General features: G+C 58.4%; 21 protein-coding genes. 13 read left to right on the top strand and 8 right to left on the bottom strand.

What is annotated here, in order from left to right:
• Positions 1-9 precede the first annotated feature (9 nt).
• The 11 genes from AC6I8V_RS20510 (at position 10) to mdcH (ending at position 9124) form a co-directional block, all read left to right on the top strand.
• Positions 10-552: a HupE/UreJ family protein gene (locus AC6I8V_RS20510; protein ID WP_497846311.1), complete on the top strand. Its 543-nt coding sequence runs from the start codon at positions 10-12 to the stop codon at positions 550-552.
• Entirely contained in the window at positions 549-1223 is a 675-nt protein-coding gene (locus AC6I8V_RS20515) for an urease accessory protein UreF (protein WP_497846312.1), read from the top strand. Before AC6I8V_RS20510 ends, AC6I8V_RS20515 begins: the two co-directional genes overlap by 4 nt.
• Positions 1224-1231: 8 nt before the next feature.
• On the top strand, positions 1232-1852 hold the full coding sequence (ureG, locus tag AC6I8V_RS20520; RefSeq protein WP_497846313.1) for an urease accessory protein UreG: 621 nt from the start codon (positions 1232-1234) through the stop codon (positions 1850-1852).
• Between the two features lie 213 nt (positions 1853-2065).
• Positions 2066-3721, top strand: coding sequence for a malonate decarboxylase subunit alpha (mdcA, locus tag AC6I8V_RS20525; RefSeq protein WP_497846314.1), 1656 nt, complete (start codon positions 2066-2068; stop codon positions 3719-3721).
• Positions 3721-4587, top strand: a complete 867-nt coding sequence (locus tag AC6I8V_RS20530) for a triphosphoribosyl-dephospho-CoA synthase (protein WP_497846315.1) — start codon at positions 3721-3723, stop codon at positions 4585-4587. The genes mdcA and AC6I8V_RS20530 overlap by 1 nt, the downstream gene beginning before the upstream one ends.
• Before the next feature lie 9 nt (positions 4588-4596).
• Positions 4597-4896, top strand: a complete 300-nt coding sequence (gene mdcC, locus AC6I8V_RS20535; protein ID WP_497846316.1) for a malonate decarboxylase acyl carrier protein — start codon at positions 4597-4599, stop codon at positions 4894-4896.
• Positions 4889-5725 carry a biotin-independent malonate decarboxylase subunit beta gene (locus AC6I8V_RS20540; protein ID WP_497846317.1) on the top strand — a complete coding sequence of 279 codons (837 nt, stop codon included), beginning with the start codon at positions 4889-4891 and terminating at the stop codon, positions 5723-5725. Before mdcC ends, AC6I8V_RS20540 begins: the two co-directional genes overlap by 8 nt.
• Entirely contained in the window at positions 5722-6510 is a 789-nt protein-coding gene (gene mdcE, locus AC6I8V_RS20545) for a biotin-independent malonate decarboxylase subunit gamma (protein WP_497846318.1), read from the top strand. The genes AC6I8V_RS20540 and mdcE overlap by 4 nt, the downstream gene beginning before the upstream one ends.
• Positions 6511-6648: 138 nt before the next feature.
• On the top strand, positions 6649-7608 hold the full coding sequence (locus AC6I8V_RS20550) for an AEC family transporter (protein WP_497846319.1): 960 nt from the start codon (positions 6649-6651) through the stop codon (positions 7606-7608).
• 2 nt (positions 7609-7610) lie between these two features.
• Positions 7611-8222, top strand: coding sequence for a malonate decarboxylase holo-ACP synthase (locus AC6I8V_RS20555; RefSeq protein ID WP_497846572.1), 612 nt, complete (start codon positions 7611-7613; stop codon positions 8220-8222).
• Positions 8219-9124 carry a malonate decarboxylase subunit epsilon gene (gene mdcH, locus AC6I8V_RS20560; RefSeq protein ID WP_497846320.1) on the top strand — a complete coding sequence of 302 codons (906 nt, stop codon included), beginning with the start codon at positions 8219-8221 and terminating at the stop codon, positions 9122-9124. Before AC6I8V_RS20555 ends, mdcH begins: the two co-directional genes overlap by 4 nt.
• Here the strand turns inward: mdcH and AC6I8V_RS20565 are convergent.
• The 3 genes from AC6I8V_RS20565 to AC6I8V_RS20575 all read right to left on the bottom strand — a co-directional run bounded on the left by AC6I8V_RS20565 (position 9112) and on the right by AC6I8V_RS20575 (position 11721).
• Entirely contained in the window at positions 9112-10059 is a 948-nt protein-coding gene (locus tag AC6I8V_RS20565) for a LysR family transcriptional regulator (protein WP_497846322.1), read from the bottom strand. The genes mdcH and AC6I8V_RS20565 overlap by 13 nt on opposite strands.
• A gap of 41 nt (positions 10060-10100) precedes the next feature.
• Positions 10101-11294: a low temperature requirement protein A gene (locus AC6I8V_RS20570; RefSeq protein WP_497846323.1), complete on the bottom strand. Its 1194-nt coding sequence runs from the start codon at positions 11292-11294 to the stop codon at positions 10101-10103.
• 100 nt (positions 11295-11394) lie between these two features.
• On the bottom strand, positions 11395-11721 hold the full coding sequence (locus tag AC6I8V_RS20575; RefSeq protein ID WP_497846324.1) for a gamma-glutamylcyclotransferase family protein: 327 nt from the start codon (positions 11719-11721) through the stop codon (positions 11395-11397).
• 139 nt (positions 11722-11860) lie between these two features.
• Here AC6I8V_RS20575 and AC6I8V_RS20580 point away from each other — a divergent pair, with 139 nt between their 5' ends.
• Positions 11861-12121, top strand: coding sequence for a hypothetical protein (locus tag AC6I8V_RS20580; protein ID WP_497846325.1), 261 nt, complete (start codon positions 11861-11863; stop codon positions 12119-12121).
• Between the two features lie 41 nt (positions 12122-12162).
• On the opposite strand, the gene AC6I8V_RS20585 is transcribed toward AC6I8V_RS20580, so the two are convergent.
• The gene (locus tag AC6I8V_RS20585; protein WP_497846326.1) at positions 12163-12849 is read right to left on the bottom strand and encodes a RipA family octameric membrane protein; all 687 of its coding nucleotides are present in this window, start codon (positions 12847-12849) and stop codon (positions 12163-12165) included.
• Between the two features lie 82 nt (positions 12850-12931).
• A complete protein-coding gene (locus AC6I8V_RS20590) occupies positions 12932-13168 on the bottom strand; it encodes a hypothetical protein (protein WP_497846327.1) in 237 nt (78 codons plus the stop codon).
• Positions 13169-13203: 35 nt separating this feature from the next.
• On the opposite strand from AC6I8V_RS20590, the gene AC6I8V_RS20595 reads away from it, so the two are divergent.
• Positions 13204-13557 (top strand): DUF1428 domain-containing protein, encoded by a 354-nt coding sequence (locus AC6I8V_RS20595; RefSeq protein ID WP_497846328.1) that lies wholly within the window; start codon positions 13204-13206, stop codon positions 13555-13557.
• 36 nt (positions 13558-13593) lie between these two features.
• Here AC6I8V_RS20595 and AC6I8V_RS20600 read toward each other — a convergent pair whose 3' ends face one another.
• Genes AC6I8V_RS20600 through AC6I8V_RS20610 form a run of 3 tightly spaced genes read right to left on the bottom strand, consistent with a single transcriptional unit; the run spans position 13594 to position 18702 of the window.
• Positions 13594-14559 carry an acyltransferase family protein gene (locus AC6I8V_RS20600; protein WP_497846329.1) on the bottom strand — a complete coding sequence of 322 codons (966 nt, stop codon included), beginning with the start codon at positions 14557-14559 and terminating at the stop codon, positions 13594-13596.
• Positions 14552-17614 carry an efflux RND transporter permease subunit gene (locus AC6I8V_RS20605; protein ID WP_497846573.1) on the bottom strand — a complete coding sequence of 1021 codons (3063 nt, stop codon included), beginning with the start codon at positions 17612-17614 and terminating at the stop codon, positions 14552-14554. Before AC6I8V_RS20605 ends, AC6I8V_RS20600 begins: the two co-directional genes overlap by 8 nt.
• On the bottom strand, positions 17614-18702 hold the full coding sequence (locus tag AC6I8V_RS20610) for an efflux RND transporter periplasmic adaptor subunit (protein ID WP_497846330.1): 1089 nt from the start codon (positions 18700-18702) through the stop codon (positions 17614-17616). Before AC6I8V_RS20610 ends, AC6I8V_RS20605 begins: the two co-directional genes overlap by 1 nt.
• Positions 18703-19079: the final 377 nt, after the last annotated feature.

Below are 19079 nucleotides of genomic sequence, written 5' to 3' on the forward strand. Positions count from 1 at the left end.
GAACACACCATGAAATATTGCTGGACGTTATTGCTGCTGTTGATTGCCGGTCCGGCGCTGGCGCACCCTGGACATGGCCCGGAAAGCCTCGGTGCGGGACTGCTGCATCCGTTAACCGGGTTCGATCATCTGTTGATGCTATCGGGAGCGGGGGTACTGGCGGCGCTGCGTGAACGGCCTCGCCGCTTTATGTTCGCCACCCTGGCAGCCATGCTGGCGGGCGCGCTGGGAGGGCATCTGCTGGGGGCTTTCGTCGGTATGGAGCTGATGATCGCCCTGTCGCTGCTGGTGGTGGGTGCCTTGATGTTCAGCGCGTTTCGCGGACGGGCCGCCTGGGCCATGCCATTGCTGGCGCTGGCTCACGGCTGGGCGCATGGCGCGGAAGGCAATGCCGACGGCTTCTGGATGTTTACCCTCGGCTTTATGCTGACCAGCAGCGCCTTGCTGCTGGCGGGCTATGGCCTGGGCGTGCTGCTGCGCCGTCATCCGGGGGTACGCAAACTGGCCGGCACCGGCTGGCTGGCCGCTGCGGCGCTGGTGATTGCCGGATGATGACGCCGTTACAGCAGCTGCGGCTGTTGCAGCTGAGCAGCGCCACGCTACCGGTGGGTGGCTTTACCTATTCACAGGGGCTGGAATGGGCGGTGGAGGCCGGTTGGGTCACTGATGTCGCCCAATTCCGTCACTGGCAGCAGCTGCAAATCGAGCAGACGCTGATTCGTCAGGACTTGCCGTTGCTGCTGCGTCTGTATCGCGCCTGCGAACGCCAGGATAGCGAGCAGTTTGCTTACTGGTCGCGCTGGTTGCTCTCCTGTCGCGAAACCCCAGAGTTGCGTACCGAGGAGCAGCAACGCGGTGCGGCGATGGCGCGGGTGCTGACGGGGTTAGCACTGTTGCCGCCTGACGAGTGGCGGCCCGCGCTGGCGCTGACGCAAAGCGGCGGGCTGGCGTGGGCTGGTTATCGCTGGCAGATCCCGGCGGAAGCGCTGCTGCTGTCGCTTGGCTACAGCGCGCTGGAAAACGCGGTGATGGCCGGGGTCAAGCTGGTGCCTTTCGGCCAGCAGGCGGCGCAATGTCTGCTGGTGGCGCTGGGCGAGGTGCTGGCGCAGCAACTCCCCATCGCCCTGACTATCGACGATGACGATCTGGGCGGCAGCCTGCCGCTGGTCGCCATCGCCTCTTCCTGTCATGAAATTCAACATACCCGATTATTTCGTTCTTAGGAGCTGCTATGCATAACTACAAACAACCGCTGCGGATTGGCGTGGGCGGTCCGGTGGGATCGGGCAAAACTGCGTTGCTGGAAGCCTTGTGCAAAGCGATGCGTGAGCGTTATCAGCTCGCGGTGGTCACCAACGATATCTACACCAAAGAGGATCAGCGCATTCTCACCGAAGCGGGTGCGCTGGAGCCGGATCGTATTGTCGGGGTGGAAACCGGCGGCTGTCCGCACACCGCCATCCGGGAAGATGCGTCAATGAACCTCGCGGCGGTCGAGGCATTGAGTGAGAAGTTTGGCAATCTTGACGTGGTGTTTGTGGAAAGCGGCGGCGATAACCTCAGCGCCACCTTCAGCCCGGAGCTGGCCGACCTCACCATTTACGTGATTGATGTGGCGGAAGGCGAAAAGATCCCGCGTAAAGGCGGCCCCGGCATCACCCGCTCAGATTTTCTGGTGATCAACAAAACCGATCTCGCCCCGTATGTGGGTGCCTCGCTGGAGGTGATGGAGCGCGACACGCAGCGGATGCGGCCCGATAAACCCTGGACCTTCACCAATCTGAAGAAGGGGGACGGGTTAAACAAAATAATCGACTTTATTGAACACAAAGGAATGCTGCTGGACGCCTGACATCTCAGTGCCCGTGGCGGCGTAAGCCTGGCCGCTCATGGGCACTGCCCCGATTTATCCCTCGTCGTTGATCGTCATCAAAATTTTTAACATTCGATTGTTACTCTAAAGCTAACGATCCGTTCTGCTGCTTGATTGATGGATTTCGCGCCAAAGACCAGACTCACCTCAGTTGAAGCAATCATTGAGATTCGCGAATTCAGGAGGTTAGTCATGTCATCAGGACAGCATACGCCGCGCGTCTGGAATACGCGGCGCATCGAAAAGCAGCGGAGGCTGGCATCGGTTCCGGTAAGCGGAAAAGTGCTTCCGGGCGACCAGCTGGTTGAGATGCTGGAACGGTTGATTTCACCGGGAGACCGGGTGGTACTGGAGGGGAACAACCAGAAACAGGCCGATTTCCTCTCCCGGATGCTGGCCGAGGTCAATCCCGCCAAAATCCATGATCTGCATATGATCATGCCCAGCGTCGGACGCAGTGAACACCTCGATATTTTTGAAAAAGGGATCGCCCGGAAACTCGATTTTTCCTTCGCCGGTACGCAAAGCCTGCGTATTTCGCAGCTGCTGGAAGATAACTTACTCGAAATCGGCGCCATCCATACCTACATCGAACTCTATTCCCGCCTCTACGTCGATTTGGCGCCGAATGTGGCGTTGATTGCCGGTTACAAAGCGGACCGCAAAGGCAATCTTTACACCGGCCCCAGCACCGAAGATACCCCGGCGCTGGTGGAAGCGGCGGCGTTTCATGACGGCATCGTGATTGCCCAGGTGAATGAACTGGTGGATGACGAGTGCGATCTGCCGCGCGTGGATATCCCCGGTTCGTGGATCGACTACGTGGTGGTGGCCGATAAGCCTTTCTTTATTGAACCGCTGTTCACCCGCGACCCGCGCCTGATTAAACAGGAACATATCCTGATGGCGATGATGGCCATCAAAGGCATCTACGCCGAACATCAGGTGCAATCCCTCAACCACGGTATCGGTTTTAACACCGCGGCGATTGAGCTGCTGCTGCCAACTTACGGTGAGCAACTCGGCCTGAAAGGCAAAATCTGCAAACACTGGACCCTCAACCCGCATCCGACGCTGATCCCGGCGATTGAGAGCGGCTGGGTGGAAAGCGTGCACTGCTTCGGCGGAGAACTGGGGATGGAAGAGTATATCCGCGCGCGCCCCGATATTTTCTTCACCGGCGCAGACGGTTCCATGCGTTCTAACCGCGCCATGTGTCAGCTCGCCGGGCAGTACGCCGTCGATATGTTTATCGGTTCAACTCTCCAGGTTGACGGCTCAGGGAACTCCTCCACCGTCACCCGTGGCCGACTGGCAGGCTTCGGCGGCGCGCCGAATATGGGCCATGACCCGCATGGTCGCCGCCACGCTACCCCCGCATGGCTGGCGATGATCAATGAGCCGGACCCGTTGCAGCGTGGCCGTAAGCTGGTGGTGCAGATGGTGGAAACCTTCCAGGCCGGGGTGAAACCCACCTTTGTGGAACAGCTCGATGCGGTTGATGTCGCCAAAAGCGCCGGAATGCCGCTGGCGCCGGTGATGATTTATGGCGATGACGTCACCCATGTGCTGACCGAAGAGGGTATTGCTTACCTGTATCGTGCCAGCAGCCTCGAAGAACGCCGCGCGATGGTAGCGGCGGTGGCGGGTATCACCGATATCGGCCTGAGCGTGGACGCGAAACGCGTCGCTGAACTGCGCCGCAGCGGCAAAGTGGTGTTCCCGGAAGATATCGGCATCCGCCGCTCTGACGCCACTCGCTCCCTGCTGGCTGCCGGTAGCGTCGCGGAGCTGGTCGAATGGTCGGACGGCCTCTACAACCCGCCCGCTAAATTCCGGAGCTGGTAATGAAACGACTCTCACCCGCACCGGTTGAACATCGTCTGCACTGGCTGGCGCAGACGGCGACCGATTGCCTGATTGAAGAAGTGAACCTTACGCCCAAGCCTGGGCTGGTCGATCGTCGCGGCAGCGGTGCTCATCACGATCTCACGCTGGCATTGATGGAGCGATCCGCCCGTAGCCTGACCCCGACTTTTTATGCGCTGGCCCAGCAGAGCTGGCAGCGCCCGGCGGATATCGCGCTGCGGGAAATCATCGGGCAACTGGGACGTGAGGGTGAGACACAGATGATGGCGGCGACAGCCGGGGTCAACACGCATCGTGGTGCTATCTGGGCGCTGGGTCTGCTGGTCAGTGCCAGTGCCATGCTGGCAGGTGAAGGCGGGAGCCAGCGCATCTGCCAGCTGGCCGCCGAACTGGCGACCTTGCCGGATCGCGCCGCGCCGAAAACCTTCAGCAAAGGCTTAAGGGTGGTGCACCGCTTCCACGTACCGGGGGCGCGTGAAGAAGCCCGGCAGGGGTTTCCCCATATCACCCGGCTGGCGCTGCCGCAGTTACAGGCCAGCCGCCGCACTGGCGCCGATGAAAGCGCGGCGCGCATTGATGCGCTGATGGCGATCCTGACGTCGCTGACCGACACCTGCGTGCTGCACCGCGCCGGGCTGCCGGGCTTACGCGCCATGCAGCAGGGCGCGCAGCGCGTGCTGGCTGCCGGGGGCTATAGCCAACCGGCCGGACGCAGGGCACTGGAAAAACTGGATAACGCGATGCTGGCGTTGAATGCCTCACCGGGCGGGGCCGCCGACTTGCTGGCTGCCACGCTGTTTCTTGACCGGATGACCGGCGCGCACGCATCGCCACTCAATGATTAAGAGGTAGCTATGGAACACATAACGTTGTCATACCCGTCCAGCCGCACCCTCAGTGGTAAGGCGCTGGCGGGAGTTGTGGGATCGGGTGATATGGAGGTGCTGTTCACGGCTGACGCTAACCACGTCCTGAACATCGCTATCACCACCTCGGTAGATAACAGCCAGGCGCGCTGGGAAGCGTTGTTCAACCGGCTGGCGCAGCTTACTGAACTGCCTGCCGGTCAGCTGGTGATTCATGATTTTGGCGCCACGCCGGGGGTAGCGCGTATTCGTATTGAACAGGTGTTTGAGGAGGTGAGCCATGCGTAACGACAGCAGTTTTATTGAGTTACGGGCGCGGCAGCGTGCGCTGGCGTTACTGGATGCTGGCAGCGCCCGCGAGCTGCTCGATCCCTTTGCCGGCGTGATGTCTCCCTGGCTGGAAAAGCAGGGCATTGTGCCGCAGGCCGATGACGGCATGGTAGTGATGAAGGGCACCCGCAACGGTCAGCCTGCCGTGGTGGTGGCGATTGAAGGCACCTTCCAGGGCGGCAGCATGGGCGAAGTTTCCGGGGCCAAAATGGCGGCGGCGCTGGAACTGGCGGCGGAAGATCACCGCAACGGCGTGCCGACCCAGGCGATTCTGTGTCTGGAGACTGGCGGCGTGCGGTTGCAGGAAGCCAACCTGGGCCTGGCGGCGATTGCCGATATCCACGCGGCGATTGTCGATCTGCGTCGCTACACCCCGGTAATCGGCATTATCGCCGGCACCGTGGGGTGCTTTGGTGGGATGTCGATCGCGGCGGCGCTGTGCAGCCATCTGATCGTCACCCGTGAAGCGCGTCTCGGCCTCAACGGGCCGCAGGTGATCGAACAGGAAGCCGGGATTGACGAATACGATTCACGCGATCGCCCGTTTATCTGGAGCATGACCGGCGGCGAAATTCGTTACCAGAGCGGGCTGGTGGATACGCTGGTCGGTGATGGCGTTAATGCGGTGCAGGCGGCGGTGGATGCCGCGATCGCCCAGGGCGTGCCTGCGCAGCATCGCAGTGACAACTACGCTTTTTACCTCGATCGTTTAACCCATTTTGATACCCAACAGCAGGCCAGTACGGCCGTTATCCAGCAGGTCTTTGCACCGGAGGTGAACAAATGAGCGCAACTAACAGCCGTGGCGAACTGTGGTTCAACCAGCTGACGGCAGGTGCCGAACGACTCAGCGGCCTCTGCCCGTCAGTGCTGGCGGCAGATGCGCAGGGAAGTCGCTTTATTGCGGTGATCCCGGATGCCAGCAACCGTTATCCGCGTGCGGCCAAAGGGGAGGTGGGACTGCTTGAGGGCTGGACGCTGGCGAAAGTGGTGCATCAGACCATCGCCGCCGATGCAGATAAACCGGTTAAACGCCCGATTGTGGCGGTGATCGATGTTCCCAGCCAGGCCTATGGTCGCCGCGAAGAAGCGTTCGGTATCCACCAGGCGTTAGCCGGTGCCGCCGGTGCCTATGCGCAGGCGCGACTGGCAGGCCACCCGGTGATTGGTCTGATCGTCGGTAAGGCGATGTCCGGAGCCTTTCTGGCGCACGGCTATCAGGCCAACCGGCTGATTGCCTTTAACGACGCGGCGGTGCAGGTACATGCCATGGGCAAAGCGTCGGCGGCACGCATTACGCTGCGCACCGTGGAAGCGCTGGAAAAACTGGCGGCCAGCGTTCCCCCGATGGCGTATGACATTGCGAATTACGCCACCCTCGGGCTGCTCTCTTCGCTGCTGGACATCGCCAGCCCGGATGCGCCGACGGCCGCCGATCTGCAACAGGTGCGGGACACGCTGGTGGCGGCGATTGCCGATGCCCGTCGCGAGCCTGCGCGTGGTTCGCGCCAGATGGCCGTCAACCGTCAAAGTTCTACGCTGGTACGTGAGCGGATGCGCGCCAGCTGGTAATAAATCATTAAAAAATAACCATAAAAAACCTGCCGGATCGCCAAAACACCGGGTGTCTGTCCCGCACCCGGTCAGCTGCGGCATCTGTTAAATGAACACCATCGCGTCAGTATTCACTCTTCTAATAACAGGTGATCTATGACTTACGTGATTCTTCATGCCCTTGCGCCTATTTTTGTGATTATGCTGTTGGGGTTCTGGGCTGGTAAAGCCGGGATGATCGATAACCGGAACGTCTCGCTGCTGAATATTTTTGTAATGGATTTCGCCTTACCGGCGGCGCTGTTCAGCGCCACGGTGCAAACGCCCTGGAGCGGTATCGTGGCGCAGACGCCACTGATTCTGGTGCTGACGCTGGCGATGTGGATTGCCTATGCGGCGTTGTACTTTGTCGCGACCGGCATCTTTAAAAAATCCCCGCAGGATGCCGCCGTGCTGACCCTGACCGTCGCGCTGCCCAACTATGCGGCGCTGGGGTTGCCGATTCTCGCCAGCGTGGTTGGCGAAGGGTCGGCCACGTCCCTCTCGGTGGCGGTGTCTATTGCCTGCGGATCGGTGCTGATGACGCCGTTCTGTCTGCTGATCCTCGAACGCGAAAAAGCGCGTGCCGCAGGCGAAACGCAACGCTCCACTCTGGCGATGCTGCCGATGCTGATGTGGCGTTCGGTGAAAAAACCCATTGTCTGGGGACCGCTGCTTGGGGTGGTATTGTCAGCCATCGGGATTAAGATGCCCGATCTGGTGCTGGCGGCGATTAAACCGCTGGGCCTGGCGGCCACCGCTGCCGCGCTGTTCCTCACCGGCGTGATCCTTTCGGCGCGCAGACTGAAAATCAACACCATGGTGATCAGCTCCACCTTTACCAAGCTGCTGATTCAACCGGCGCTGGCGTGGGGCATTGTGATGGTATTCGGCTTACACGGCACCGTGGCGATCACCGCGATTCTGATGATTGCGCTCTCCGCCGGTTTCTTTGGCGTGGTGTTTGGTAATCGCTTCGGCGTGCAGTCACCCGATGCCGAAGCGGTGCTGCTGCTTAGCTCGCTGCTGTCGATTCTGTCGCTGCCGCTGTTTATCTCCTTAACCGCAGGAATCTGATGATGAACTTCACCGCATGTCCCCACGACCTTCTCTGGCTGCGTCATGACGCGTCACTTCTGGGGGTCGATGCGCCCTGGGTGGCCGAACTGTGGCACTGTCAGCAACCGGTGGTGGTGCGGCGTGATGTGATGAAAGAGGGTTTGATCCCGGTTGGCGTGCGCGGCAACGCCCGCCATCAACGTGCGGCAGGCTGGGTTGCGCCTGATGACGTGCTGCGTTGCGTCGCGCCGGAGCAGCTGATCGCACCGGGTGAGACGGTGTTCAGCCCTCTGCCGACGGTGCAGGGGTTACAGGCACTGGCGCAGCAGCGCTGGCCGTGGCAATGGGGCGTGACCGGCGGCACCGGATATGCGCTGGCTACCCTGTTGCCGGTGCTGCACGCGGACAGCGATTTGGATCTGCTGATCCGCGCGCCTCAACCTTTGCGGCCAGCGGATGTTGCCCGCTGGCAGCAGGCGCTGGCGGAACTGGTCTGCCGGGCCGATACCCAGATAGAAACGCCGCTCGGTGGCTTTGCCTTAAATGAGTGGCTGCGCAGCGGAACCGTGCTGCTGAAAACGGCGTGCGGACCGCGTCTGACCGACAATCCCTGGGCGGAGGAGACGCCATGAAAACCCTGTTTACCTTTCCCGGCCAGGGGGCGCAACGGGCGGGAATGCTACAGAATTTACCCGATGATCACACCTGGCAGATTGCACAGGAGGTACTGGGTGAGGAACTGGCCATGCTCGATAGCCACGAGGCGTTGCAGCATACCCGGTCGGTGCAGCTGGCACTGCTGATCGCCGGGGTGTCGGCCGCGCGTGGGCTGATCGCCGAGGGGGTTGCACCGGATATGGTGTGTGGCCTGTCGATTGGCGCATACCCGGCGGCGGTGATCGCCGGGGCGCTGGACTTTCGCGATGCGCTGCGGCTGGTGGCGCTGCGCGGCGACCTGATGGAAAGCGCCTATCCGCAGGGATATGGGCTGACCGCCATCAGCGGGCTGCCGCTGGAGCGCGTCGAGCCACTGGTCGATAACCAAACCAGTTTTATCGCCAACGTGAATGCGGAAACCCAAATTGTTATCGCGGGCTGCGAGGCGGCGATGAAACGCGTCGCTGAGGCTGCGCTGGCGGCCGGGGCGCAACGCGTGCACCGGCTGGCGATTAGCGTGCCTTCGCACTGCGCGTTACTGGATCAACCGGCCAGCCAGCTGGCGTCGGTGATGCAACATATGAAGCTGCAACGGCCGCACTGCGCTTACCTGAGCGGCAGCAATGCGCGCGTGCTGTGGCAGCCAGAGCGCATTGCCGACGATCTGGCGCTGAATATGGCGCGGCGGGTTTGCTGGCACGAGGCGATGGTGGCGGCCGAAGAACGGGACGTGCGGCTGGTAATCGAGATGCCGCCTGGCGAAGTGCTGACCGGACTCACCCGCAGCGTACAGCCGCAGGGCGAGTGCCTGGCGCTGACGCGCGACGGTGCGGCGCTGGCGCGCCATCGCTACGCACGCCTGCATCAGGCCGGGTGACGCTGGGCCTTATCCTGGATACTGCGCGCATACATGCGGCCCTCCGCCACCAGCGCCAGCAGGTTGGGATCGTGTTCGCGGTTGCGGGCAAACACGATGGCGATTTGCTGACGCATCTGATACGGCTCGGCCAGTCTGAGAAATTGCAGGTCATGTTCGTATTGCCTGCGCATTCTGCCGGGCACCAGCGAATAACCCATTCCGGCCTGCACCAGACTCAGCATCGAAAAAATATCATTCACACGCGTGACGATATTGGGTTCAAACCCCGCCACATGGCAGGCCTCCTGGAAGCCGCTGAAGGTGGCAAATCCTTCATCCAGTGAGACAAAAGGCTTGTCGCTGAACTCGCGCAGATCGATATCCTCCGCTGAAGCCAACTGCTCGTGCGTGGGGACGGCGAGGTAGATATCGTCCTGAAACAAGCTCACCTGTTCAAACACCTTCTCATCGATTTCCGTGGTCGTGACCGAAATAATGATCGCGTCCAGCTGGTTATCCTGGAGCATCCGCGTCAGCACCTGGTTCGAACCCATGGTGAGATTCAGCTCAAGCTCCGGACGGCGCAGCTTCATATTCATAATCAAACGCGGCACGGTTTCCAGCGATAGCGAGTAAAGGGTGCCGATACGCAAATGTCCCAGCCCCATACCCGCCGTACGCCGCGTCTCCTCCAGTCCCTGGCTCAGGGTCTGCAATGCTTCGCGGCTATATTCCAGCAGTGTCCAGGCGGCGGGCAGCGCCACCAGATTGCGCCCCTTATGCACAAACAACGGGCAACGCAGGCTCTCCTCCAGCGTATGTAACGCGCGATGCACGCTCACGGTGCTGATGCCGAGCGTTTCAGCGGTGCGGGCCAGATTTTCCGTTTCCATAAAGGTGCTGAAAATAAACAGTTTGCGGAACGTCAGATCGTTATCGAAATTGAGTTTCATGGATAAAGGTTTAAAAATGAATGCGATGGCATGGCTGGCGCTTATGATACACCTTTCACCCGCAACCTGCGGCTGCGATGGGCGCAAAATTCGGCACCGGCGGTGACCAGCATAATCACCGTGGTCAGCCAGCCCGCCTGTTCCAGCGTGAGCCACGGCATGATCCCCACCGATAAACAGAGCACCAGCGCACCGACGATATGTGTCGCCGGTATCGTGCCGTACACCACCCGTTTGTAGATGGCGCTGCCGATCAGAAAGATCACCGACCCGGCCGCGATCACCGCACCGTGCAGCAACGTGACGCCCTCGCCGGGTTGTTCCTGCGTCAGATCATTACCGACCGCCATAACGATAATGCCGCCGACCAGGATGACATGGACGTAGTGGAAATAGGCGCCCATCCGGCCAGGATCAGGGGAGTGGGTAATGGCGAGCGTCGCTTCCTGTCCTGAGGTACCAAAATAAAGCCACCACACCGCCATCGCCGACAGAAAAGTGGCAGACATGGCGGAAAGCGCCGGCAGCGTCCACGCCTGGCTGGCGGAGAGACTCCCGCCGGTTGCCAGCAGCGTCTCCCCCAGCGCAACGATAACAAACAGCTGACAACGTTCCGTCAGATGGCCGCCTTCGATGGTCCAGTCACGGGTTGAGGAACGGCCCATACCGGGGAACGCAAAACCCATCATCGGCGAGAGATATTCACACAGCACGGCTAAGGCCCACAGCGCAGTGCGCAGGCTGCCGCTGCTCAGCGCCCCGGCACACCAGATCAACGCGGAAATCACCAGCCATACCAGCATCCGGCGATAGTTGGCCGTCAGGGCCTGGTGTTTACCCAGCGCGTAGACAATCCAGGCGGTGCGGCCCACCTGGATCACCACATAGGCCGCGACAAAATACCCGGCTTTATCGCCGAAGGCCTCCGGCAATGCGGCGGCCATCACCAGTGCTGCCGCCATCACTACGAACAACAGCGCGCGAATTTGTGGGGTTTCAGGGCTGAACCAGTTGGTCACCCAGCAGGTGTATTGCCAGCCGAGCCAGACGGCGAACCAGAGAATCAGGGTGTGCAACATGCCGGTGGCGGTTAAGTTGTGCAGCAGGGTATGACTGAGTTGCGTAACGGCAAAGACATAAACCAGATCGAAAAAAAGTTCTTCCCAGGTGACGCGGGCATGATGCCCATCGCGCTGGCGTAACAGCGTATGCGGGCGGCCATTTTCAGCAGTCATAACAAATTCTCGGCAAAGGGGAGGGTGATAACCATACATAGCACGCCAGGCTGGCAGTGGCTAAACCCTCAGCAGGTTTTGCGGGTGCGGAAGGGGGGACTCAGGCTGGCTGTAGCTGGTAAACCCATGCCGTAACCTGTTGACCGTCTGCCGTCTGAACCTCAACTTCGACCCGGTCATAGCCATCTTCAAACTCGTCCAGCATCGGCCAGTGCGCATCCAGATTGCCGGATGAAAACACGAAACCCTCAACGCGCGCGCCGTTCTTCTCCAATATGATGCCAGGGAAGCCTTCCGCCGCGCCCCAGCCACGCGCATAAAAGGTGCCGGTCACATAACCCGGCTGCCATTCGCCACCGATATTTTCCAGAATGTGCGCATTTGAGCGGCCCGGACAAAGCGTGCCGTAGACGAATAAACGATTCATTTTCCCTCGCAAAATCAAACAAAAAAACAACTTTAACGTCGATAACCGGGGTTGTCACCTGATGGTGATAAGCGAGGTCTATTGCATTGAAAACTAATAACGTCTGGCTGGCGGCGTGCCAGGTGCGAATAATCAGGGTATGACGATATACCGTGTAAGAGTGGGTTTTCATAACCCTTCAGCCCTGACCTTCAGGCAACTTGATGAAATTCTCGAACCGCAGCGATTCTGGCGTACCGAATCAGACAGTGGGCGATTCCGTTATTTCACCGAATATGCCTATGAATCCGAGGTGCGCGATTTGTGTTCGGTATGCTCACTGGCCTACTCCCAGGCGTGCCGGGTCCGGAAATGTCCACTGATTTTGGTTGAGGTGATGGAAGAATCGATGGTGGATTGAGCAGGCCTTAACCGCCGCTGCGGGCGGTTAAGGCATCCTGATTACTTTTTGTCGGCGTCATCGTCGGCCGGGATCAGCGGCTCATCAATTTCGCTCTGCTTACCGGATTTCAGCAGCTGAATATCGAGGATCACATAGGTCATGGTGGTAATAAACAGCGAGATCACGCTGCCAATTACGCCGCTGGTGGTAAAGGTAAAGTAGTTATACATCACCACCCAGGTCAGGCAGATAAATAACGCCAGGGAAATGTTAATCGCGGACAGGGAATAATTGGTGGTGCGCGCCCCGAGCGCATTAATTTGCTGGCTGAGGTTGCTGCCGGTGTATTTTTCCAGCAGCAAAATGCTGCGTTCCCAGTTACGCGCGCGCCGCGCGCTGCTGCGGGTTAAAAACAGGAACAGCAGTGAAAGGAAAAAGCCGGAGAAGGCGATCAATACCGGCACCGCTTCCAGCGCGTAAGCAATGCTTTTATGACCGCTACCTTTGCCGCTGAGGTCGAGCGTCAGCGAGGCACCCAGCACCGCGTAGAGGAAAATAAACAAGGCGAGGAACACGGCGCTGCGTTTCCACTCCAGTTCGGCATCCTGGTGAGCCTGCTGGCGGGCGACCTGCAAGGCCTGCTGCAACTGGTTTGCCTGCGGCGATGCCGCTTCAATGCTGTCAATCTGCTCGCCAAACAAGCTATGGATAAAGGGCTGATCAGCCTGATCAATGGTAATACGCATAAAATTCCGAGTGACCTAACGAGGGTGGAAGCCATTGTAACGTAAATCGCTCGTGCTGGCCGAACGTTGCGTCCAAGGATAATTAATGCAGAAGTGGCTCAGGCTTATAGCGGGTATGCAACACAGATAAATCGACATGATCTTTCACTCTCTCCAGGTCATAGGTTTCCAGCTCTTGATCATCCGTGCACCCCAGTGTTGCCTGTCGTGGAACACGATTATTCTGCTGTTCCACGACAAGCAACAGCTTCCTGGTTATTTTGTAACCCACCACGCAATCCGCTGTGATGACTTTTTGTACAATCGGCTGCGCGGTCATTACCGGCCGTGAGACGGACGACGGAGGATTGGTTTATGGCGTATGTAGACGGATTTGTGGTCGCTGTTCCGGTGGACAACAAGGAAGCATACCGCGCACTGGCGGAGAAAGCGGCGCCGTTATTTAAGGAGTTTGGCGCGACGCGTATCGTCGAATGCTGGGCGGATGATGTGCCGAACGGCAAACTCACGGATTTCCGTATGGCGGTGAAAGCGGAGGAGGACGAGGCGGTGGTGTTCAGCTGGATTGAATACCCGTCAAGGGAAGTCCGGGATGCAGCCAATGAGAAACTGATGGCCGATCCGCGTATGAAAGCGATCGGTGAAAATATGCCTTTTGATGGCAAGCGCATGATTTATGGCGGTTTCGCGCCTTTGCTTGATGAATAACGGCGCTGTCTGGCTGTGCGGCGTGCCGCCAGCCAGTTACAGGCTAATCAGCTTTTTAACCCCCGGAATACGCAGCATCACCAGCGAAATCAGCATGGATACCCCCACCGTCAAACCAATTACCAGCAGCTTGTCGGCCAGCGAGCGGATAGCAATCGCCCACGCCAGGATATTAAAAACCAGGTAGTGAAGGATATAGACGCCGGTCATGGTTTTACCCAGAGTGGCAAACAGCGTTGGCACCGCCTGCCAGTGCGATGGCAATTTGATGGCGTTAACGCTAATCGCGATCAGGATCACCAGGAAATAGACCTGCGAGCCGGTAAGGACAAAATCATTGCCGGTGCTGATAAAGCGCGCGATGAAGTAATAGCGCTCGTACAGCCAGGTAAACAGAAACACCGCAGGCAACAGCAGCAGGCTGATTTTTACCACCCGTGGCGATCGCAGGATCGCCAGGGTGTGCGGCATCGCCATCAAACGACCGGAAAGGTAGTACAGCACCCAGGTCCAGATGCGATATTGCGGCAGCAGCGAAAACGCGCGGTTCTCAGTAAACTGGATCGCCAGAATGTCATACAGAAACGCCGCCAGCAGCAGGGTAAAAATCGTACCCGCCATGATGCCGGGAAACAGAATCATGCGGTCAATTAGCGGATGCGACACGTAAATCAGGATCAGTGAAATCACAAACCACGGCTGAATCAGATACCCTTTGTTGTGCATTCCGGCGAACCAGAAAAAGGTAAACCAGAAGAGAAATATCAGCAAAATGCGACGGATTTTCTCCAGCTGCCACTCCGGGCTGTGCTTCTGCCCGGCATCGATATAGCCGCTGAGTAAAAAGTACAGCGGCGTGGCAATGGTGGAGATAAAGCTCAGTACATTCAGGGTCAGGTTGTAATTGTAGTCATACCGATCGTAGCTCTGATAAAGGGTAAAAAAAGACACCGCCGTCATACACCCCAGCGTTTTCAGCAGGTTAAGCCCGATGTTATTCATCAGTGGCTTCCCGTGCATGGAAACAGCGGTACAGCACCGGCAACACCAGCAGCGTCAGCACGGTCGCGAAGCCCAGCCCGAAAATAATCACCACCGCCATGCTCTGGAAAAACACATCGCGCAGCAGCGGCAACAGGCCGAGTACGGTGGTGAACGCCGTCAGCAGGATGGGGCGCAAACGTGAGGTGGCGGCGTCGAGGATCGCGTCCTGTAGCGTTTTCTGCTGGCGGAACTGGCGCGTTTCTTCAATCAGCACGATACCGTTACGGATCAACATGCCGGAAAGGCTCAGCAGACCAATCAGCGCCATAAAGCCGAACGGAATGCCGGTGAGCAAAAAGCCGCATGTGACGCCGATCAACGCCAGCGGTACGGTGATCCAGATTGCCACCGCATCGCGCAGCGAGTTGAACATCAAAATGGTGATGACAAACATCACCAGGAAACCAATCGGCAGCGAACTCAGCAGACCGCTTTGCGCATCGCGTGAACTTTCCAGCTCGCCGCCCCATTCAAGGTGATAACCGGCGGGCAGCGTTAAGTTGTCAATTTGCGGCCGCACGCGCGCCACCACCTGGGCGGGGGTTAACCCCAGCGCGGGATCGGGATCGGTTTGTACCGTTAAAACGCGCATCCGGTCGCGGCGCATAATCAGCGGATTTTCCCACTCCAGGCGGAAATCGGCGATCACGTTACTCAGCGGGACGAAATGCTGTAGCGAGTGACTCCACAGCTGAATGTTGGCGATATGGTCGATGTTTTGCCGTTCATCCGCCGCCGGGAACAGCATCACCGGAATCAGCCGTGAACCATCGCGGAAGATCCCCACCGCATCGCCGCTGAAATTCATCCGCAGCGCCTGGTCAATATCACGTTTATCGATGCCCAACTCCTGACCGCGCAGCGCCGAATATTGCGGCCGGATCACTTTGCTGCGCTCCTGCCAGTCATTGCGCGCCGGGAAGGTGGTGCCATCGGCGAGGAAAATGCCATCAATCTGGCTGCCGATATGACGCAATACATCCGGGTCCGGGCCGATAACGCGCACCGCGATAGCGCTGTCGCTGGCGCTGCCAAACTGGATGCGTTTGATGCGTTCGTTCACCTGCGGATATTGCTGCTGAATATAATGTTCAGTTGCCAGCGCAATCCGCTCCAGCTGGCGGCCATCTTTCACCCGCACCATGATCTGGGCGTAGTTGCTGTACTGGCGGGTGGAATCGTAGGTCAGGGTGAAGCGCATCGCCCCCTGGCCGATGGTGGTGACGGTGCTATCAACGTTCGGGTCCTGATTAATAAACTGCTCGATCTGCGCCGCCGTTGTGGCGGTGTAATTGATATCGGTGCCGTAGGGCAGCCAGAGATCGGCGAAGAAAATTGGCGTATTCGAGGACGGGAAAAAATTCTGCTTCACAAAGGTAAAGCCGTACAGCGATGCGGCAAGGCAGGCAACCATCACCACGATCGTCAGCACACGGAAGCGAATCAGGCCGCCAAGCGCCCGGCGATAGGCGCGAAACACCACGCCCTGATAGGGTGATTGATCGTCTGGGGCAGGCACCTGAAGCGCTTTACGCCGCGCCTCGCTCCATTTGATAAACACCGGCGTCAGCGTCAGCGCGGTGACCCAGCTCAGCAGCAGGGAAATAAGCAGCACCTGGAACAGCGATTTACAGTATTCGCCGGTCGAGTCCTGCGACAGGCCAATCGGTGCGAACGCGATGATGGCGATCACCGTCGCCCCCAGCAGCGGCAGCGCGGTGCGGCGGATCATCTGGGTGGTGGCCTGTTGCAGCGGCTTACCACGTTGCTGATCAATCTTAATGCCTTCCACCACCACAATGGCGTTATCCACCAGCATACTGAGTGAGATGATCAACGCCCCGAGCGAGATGCGCTGCAATTCCAGCCCGAACAGATACATGATCAGCAGCGTGCCCAGCACGTTGAACGCCAGCGAAGCGGCGATCACAATCCCGCTGCGTATCCCCATAAAGATCAGCAAGGTACCGACCACAATCGCCAGCGCCATCAGGAAGTTGAGGATAAAACCATCCACCGACTTCTTCACTTCCTGCGCCTGGTTATAAAACACTTTCAGCGAGATACCCGCCGGTTTGTCTTGCTGGTAGATATCGAGCTTTTTCGTCAGAGCATCACCGACATCAATCACGTTGACGCCAGGCGCGAAGGATACGCCAATCGCCAGCGCATCATGCCCGTCGGCGTGATAGAGGTTATCCGGGGTGTCAGTGACGTCGTGTGACAGGGTCGCGATATCATGCAGATGAATAGTTTGCGCCGTGCCGGGCGGTGAAATCGGCAGGTTGGCTAAATCCTCTAACGACTGAAACTCGCCAGTGGGGTTAAAACGGATCGACTCACTGTCGATGCGGATACTGCCCGCGTTGGACACCACGTTGCTGCGGCTGAGGAGATCAGCCACGCGCTGCGTGGTAATGCCGTAGCTGCTCATTTTGGCGCTGGAAAGGGCGATACGAATCTGCTCCTGTTTCACCCCGGCCACTGCCACTTTCGCCACACCCGGCACCAGCACCAGATCGCGCCGCAGCTGATCCGCGTAGTTACGCAGCTCGCTGTTGGTGAAATCCTTGCCATAAATCACAAAGAAATAGCCGTACACATCGCCAAAATCGTCGTTAACGAACGGCTCGCTCACCCCTGGCGGAAACTGACGTGCCGCATCGCCCACGCGCCGCCGCAGTTCATCCCAGATTTGTGGCAGCTGATTGGCAAGGTAACTGGTATGAATCGACACGGTGATCTGCGACAGGCCATTACTGGAAATGGAGCTGACGTTGTCGAGCGAAGGCAACCGCTGCAATGCATTTTCCAGCGGCAGCGTCACTTCTTCTTCCACCTGCTGCGCCGATGCGCCCGGATATTGCGTGACGATCACCGCCGCTTTGATGGTAAACAGCGGATCTTCGAGGCGGCCAATGTTCAGTAACGCGTAGATTCCGCCGACGCCGAGCAGCAAAATCACCATCCAGATACGAATGGGTTTATTAATAAAATTGTCTAAAATCCGCATCATAACCCCCGCTCACGGGTCCAGATACGTATCGCTTCGCCATCACGCAGCTCGCCGGTCCCTGCTGACACCACGCGGTCGCCAGGTTTTAGCCCGGAAATAATCTCAATGCCATCGGCACTGACATTGCCGATTTCCACCTGTTGATCTTTAACGTGCAAATCATTGCCATCGCCGACGATTAACCAGACATGCGGCTGATTGGTCGGACTGCGATCCGGGTTGAACACCGCCGCGCTCGGCACCACCACGCGCGCCTGCTGCGGCGCGTTTGGCAGATTATGCAGCTGGACCCGCACCGTTCCGCTTAGCCCGGCCACGCTGGGCAGGTCAGCGGGGCGCGGCATGGTCAGCACCACTTGCCAGGTGAGGGTGGCGGCATTGGTTTCCGTGCTGTGTTCTTTGTAGCTGGCGGTGAAGGTTCTGCCGGGCAGGGCGTTAAACTGGACCTCGGGTTGGTAACTGGCGTTTTGCACGTCGAGGCTGGTGAATAAACTTTCCGGCACGGTGAAGATCACATCCAGCACATCGGCGCGGGTCAGCAGCGCGATGGATTGTCCGGCGGCCACCACCTGATGATTACGTACCTGAACGCGGGCAATAACCCCGTCAAATGGCGCGCGCAGGGTCAGAAACTGCAACTCTTCCTGAGCAATTTTCAGCGCTGTGGCGGCCGCATCGCGATTGGATTTTTGTACATCCATATCCGATTGCGACACCGCGCTGCGGCTGGAAAGGGTACGAAAGCGTTGATATTGCCGATCCGCCAGCTGGAAACTGTTTTGCCGATCCTTCACGCGCAGGCGGGCATCGGTATCATTGAGGGTGGCGAGGGTCTGATTGGCTTTAACCGACATCCCATCGCGTAAATCGAGCTGGGCGATCTGCCCGGCGCGCTTAAACGCCAGATCGGTATTATCGCCCGCCTGAATACGTGCAGGGAAAATACGGACATTACTTGCACTGCCGGAGGTGATGGTAAACGCCTTAATCACACGGGGCTGAGGCGCCGGAGTTTCCTTTTTGTCATCGCAAGCCGTTATTAAAAAACAACTTAACAGGAGTAGCATAACTTTGTGTTTTATCATTATTTTTCCCTCATCCCGAAAATACCGCGCCATGGATTAATCAGCTAACAAGGAATAAAAAAGTGCGTTTTTAAGTGCTAACGCCCTCTATACAGGGGTGAACTTTGTTTAATGAAACGTTGTTGCCGCTACGGTTAACGCAGCCGTCAGGAAATATTTGCCACCACGACATAGGTCAGAAGTCCCACCAGCGTCGTCGCGCAAACTGCCATGATCACGAAACCACAAACCAACTTAACTGTCTGTTTTTCCATTATTGTTTGCCTTTATTCCTTCGCGGCCGGGGAGCGGCGTCGCCAGTGTCCGTTATGCCGATGGGCGCAGAAGCAAGGTAACATTGCCATTCTGATAATATAGATTAAATTTAATTTATCTCA

This window comes from Pantoea sp. X-Soil-TKNS-1207 (assembly GCF_059730485.1).

What these genes read in the sequence shown, in the direction of transcription:
- AC6I8V_RS20510 (WP_497846311.1), top strand. Translation starts at nt 10, where the DNA reads ATGAAATATTGCTGGACGTTATTGCTGCTGTTGATTGCCGGTCCGGCG.
- AC6I8V_RS20515 (WP_497846312.1), top strand. Translation starts at nt 549, where the DNA reads ATGATGACGCCGTTACAGCAGCTGCGGCTGTTGCAGCTGAGCAGCGCC.
- ureG (WP_497846313.1), top strand. Translation starts at nt 1,232, where the DNA reads ATGCATAACTACAAACAACCGCTGCGGATTGGCGTGGGCGGTCCGGTG.
- mdcA (WP_497846314.1), top strand. Translation starts at nt 2,066, where the DNA reads ATGTCATCAGGACAGCATACGCCGCGCGTCTGGAATACGCGGCGCATC.
- AC6I8V_RS20530 (WP_497846315.1), top strand. Translation starts at nt 3,721, where the DNA reads ATGAAACGACTCTCACCCGCACCGGTTGAACATCGTCTGCACTGGCTG.
- mdcC (WP_497846316.1), top strand. Translation starts at nt 4,597, where the DNA reads ATGGAACACATAACGTTGTCATACCCGTCCAGCCGCACCCTCAGTGGT.
- AC6I8V_RS20540 (WP_497846317.1), top strand. Translation starts at nt 4,889, where the DNA reads ATGCGTAACGACAGCAGTTTTATTGAGTTACGGGCGCGGCAGCGTGCG.
- mdcE (WP_497846318.1), top strand. Translation starts at nt 5,722, where the DNA reads ATGAGCGCAACTAACAGCCGTGGCGAACTGTGGTTCAACCAGCTGACG.
- AC6I8V_RS20550 (WP_497846319.1), top strand. Translation starts at nt 6,649, where the DNA reads ATGACTTACGTGATTCTTCATGCCCTTGCGCCTATTTTTGTGATTATG.
- AC6I8V_RS20555 (WP_497846572.1), top strand. Translation starts at nt 7,611, where the DNA reads ATGAACTTCACCGCATGTCCCCACGACCTTCTCTGGCTGCGTCATGAC.
- mdcH (WP_497846320.1), top strand. Translation starts at nt 8,219, where the DNA reads ATGAAAACCCTGTTTACCTTTCCCGGCCAGGGGGCGCAACGGGCGGGA.
- AC6I8V_RS20565 (WP_497846322.1), bottom strand. Translation starts at nt 10,059, where the DNA reads ATGAAACTCAATTTCGATAACGATCTGACGTTCCGCAAACTGTTTATT.
- AC6I8V_RS20570 (WP_497846323.1), bottom strand. Translation starts at nt 11,294, where the DNA reads ATGACTGCTGAAAATGGCCGCCCGCATACGCTGTTACGCCAGCGCGAT.
- AC6I8V_RS20575 (WP_497846324.1), bottom strand. Translation starts at nt 11,721, where the DNA reads ATGAATCGTTTATTCGTCTACGGCACGCTTTGTCCGGGCCGCTCAAAT.
- AC6I8V_RS20580 (WP_497846325.1), top strand. Translation starts at nt 11,861, where the DNA reads ATGACGATATACCGTGTAAGAGTGGGTTTTCATAACCCTTCAGCCCTG.
- AC6I8V_RS20585 (WP_497846326.1), bottom strand. Translation starts at nt 12,849, where the DNA reads ATGCGTATTACCATTGATCAGGCTGATCAGCCCTTTATCCATAGCTTG.
- AC6I8V_RS20590 (WP_497846327.1), bottom strand. Translation starts at nt 13,168, where the DNA reads ATGACCGCGCAGCCGATTGTACAAAAAGTCATCACAGCGGATTGCGTG.
- AC6I8V_RS20595 (WP_497846328.1), top strand. Translation starts at nt 13,204, where the DNA reads ATGGCGTATGTAGACGGATTTGTGGTCGCTGTTCCGGTGGACAACAAG.
- AC6I8V_RS20600 (WP_497846329.1), bottom strand. Translation starts at nt 14,559, where the DNA reads ATGAATAACATCGGGCTTAACCTGCTGAAAACGCTGGGGTGTATGACG.
- AC6I8V_RS20605 (WP_497846573.1), bottom strand. Translation starts at nt 17,614, where the DNA reads ATGCGGATTTTAGACAATTTTATTAATAAACCCATTCGTATCTGGATG.
- AC6I8V_RS20610 (WP_497846330.1), bottom strand. Translation starts at nt 18,702, where the DNA reads ATGATAAAACACAAAGTTATGCTACTCCTGTTAAGTTGTTTTTTAATA.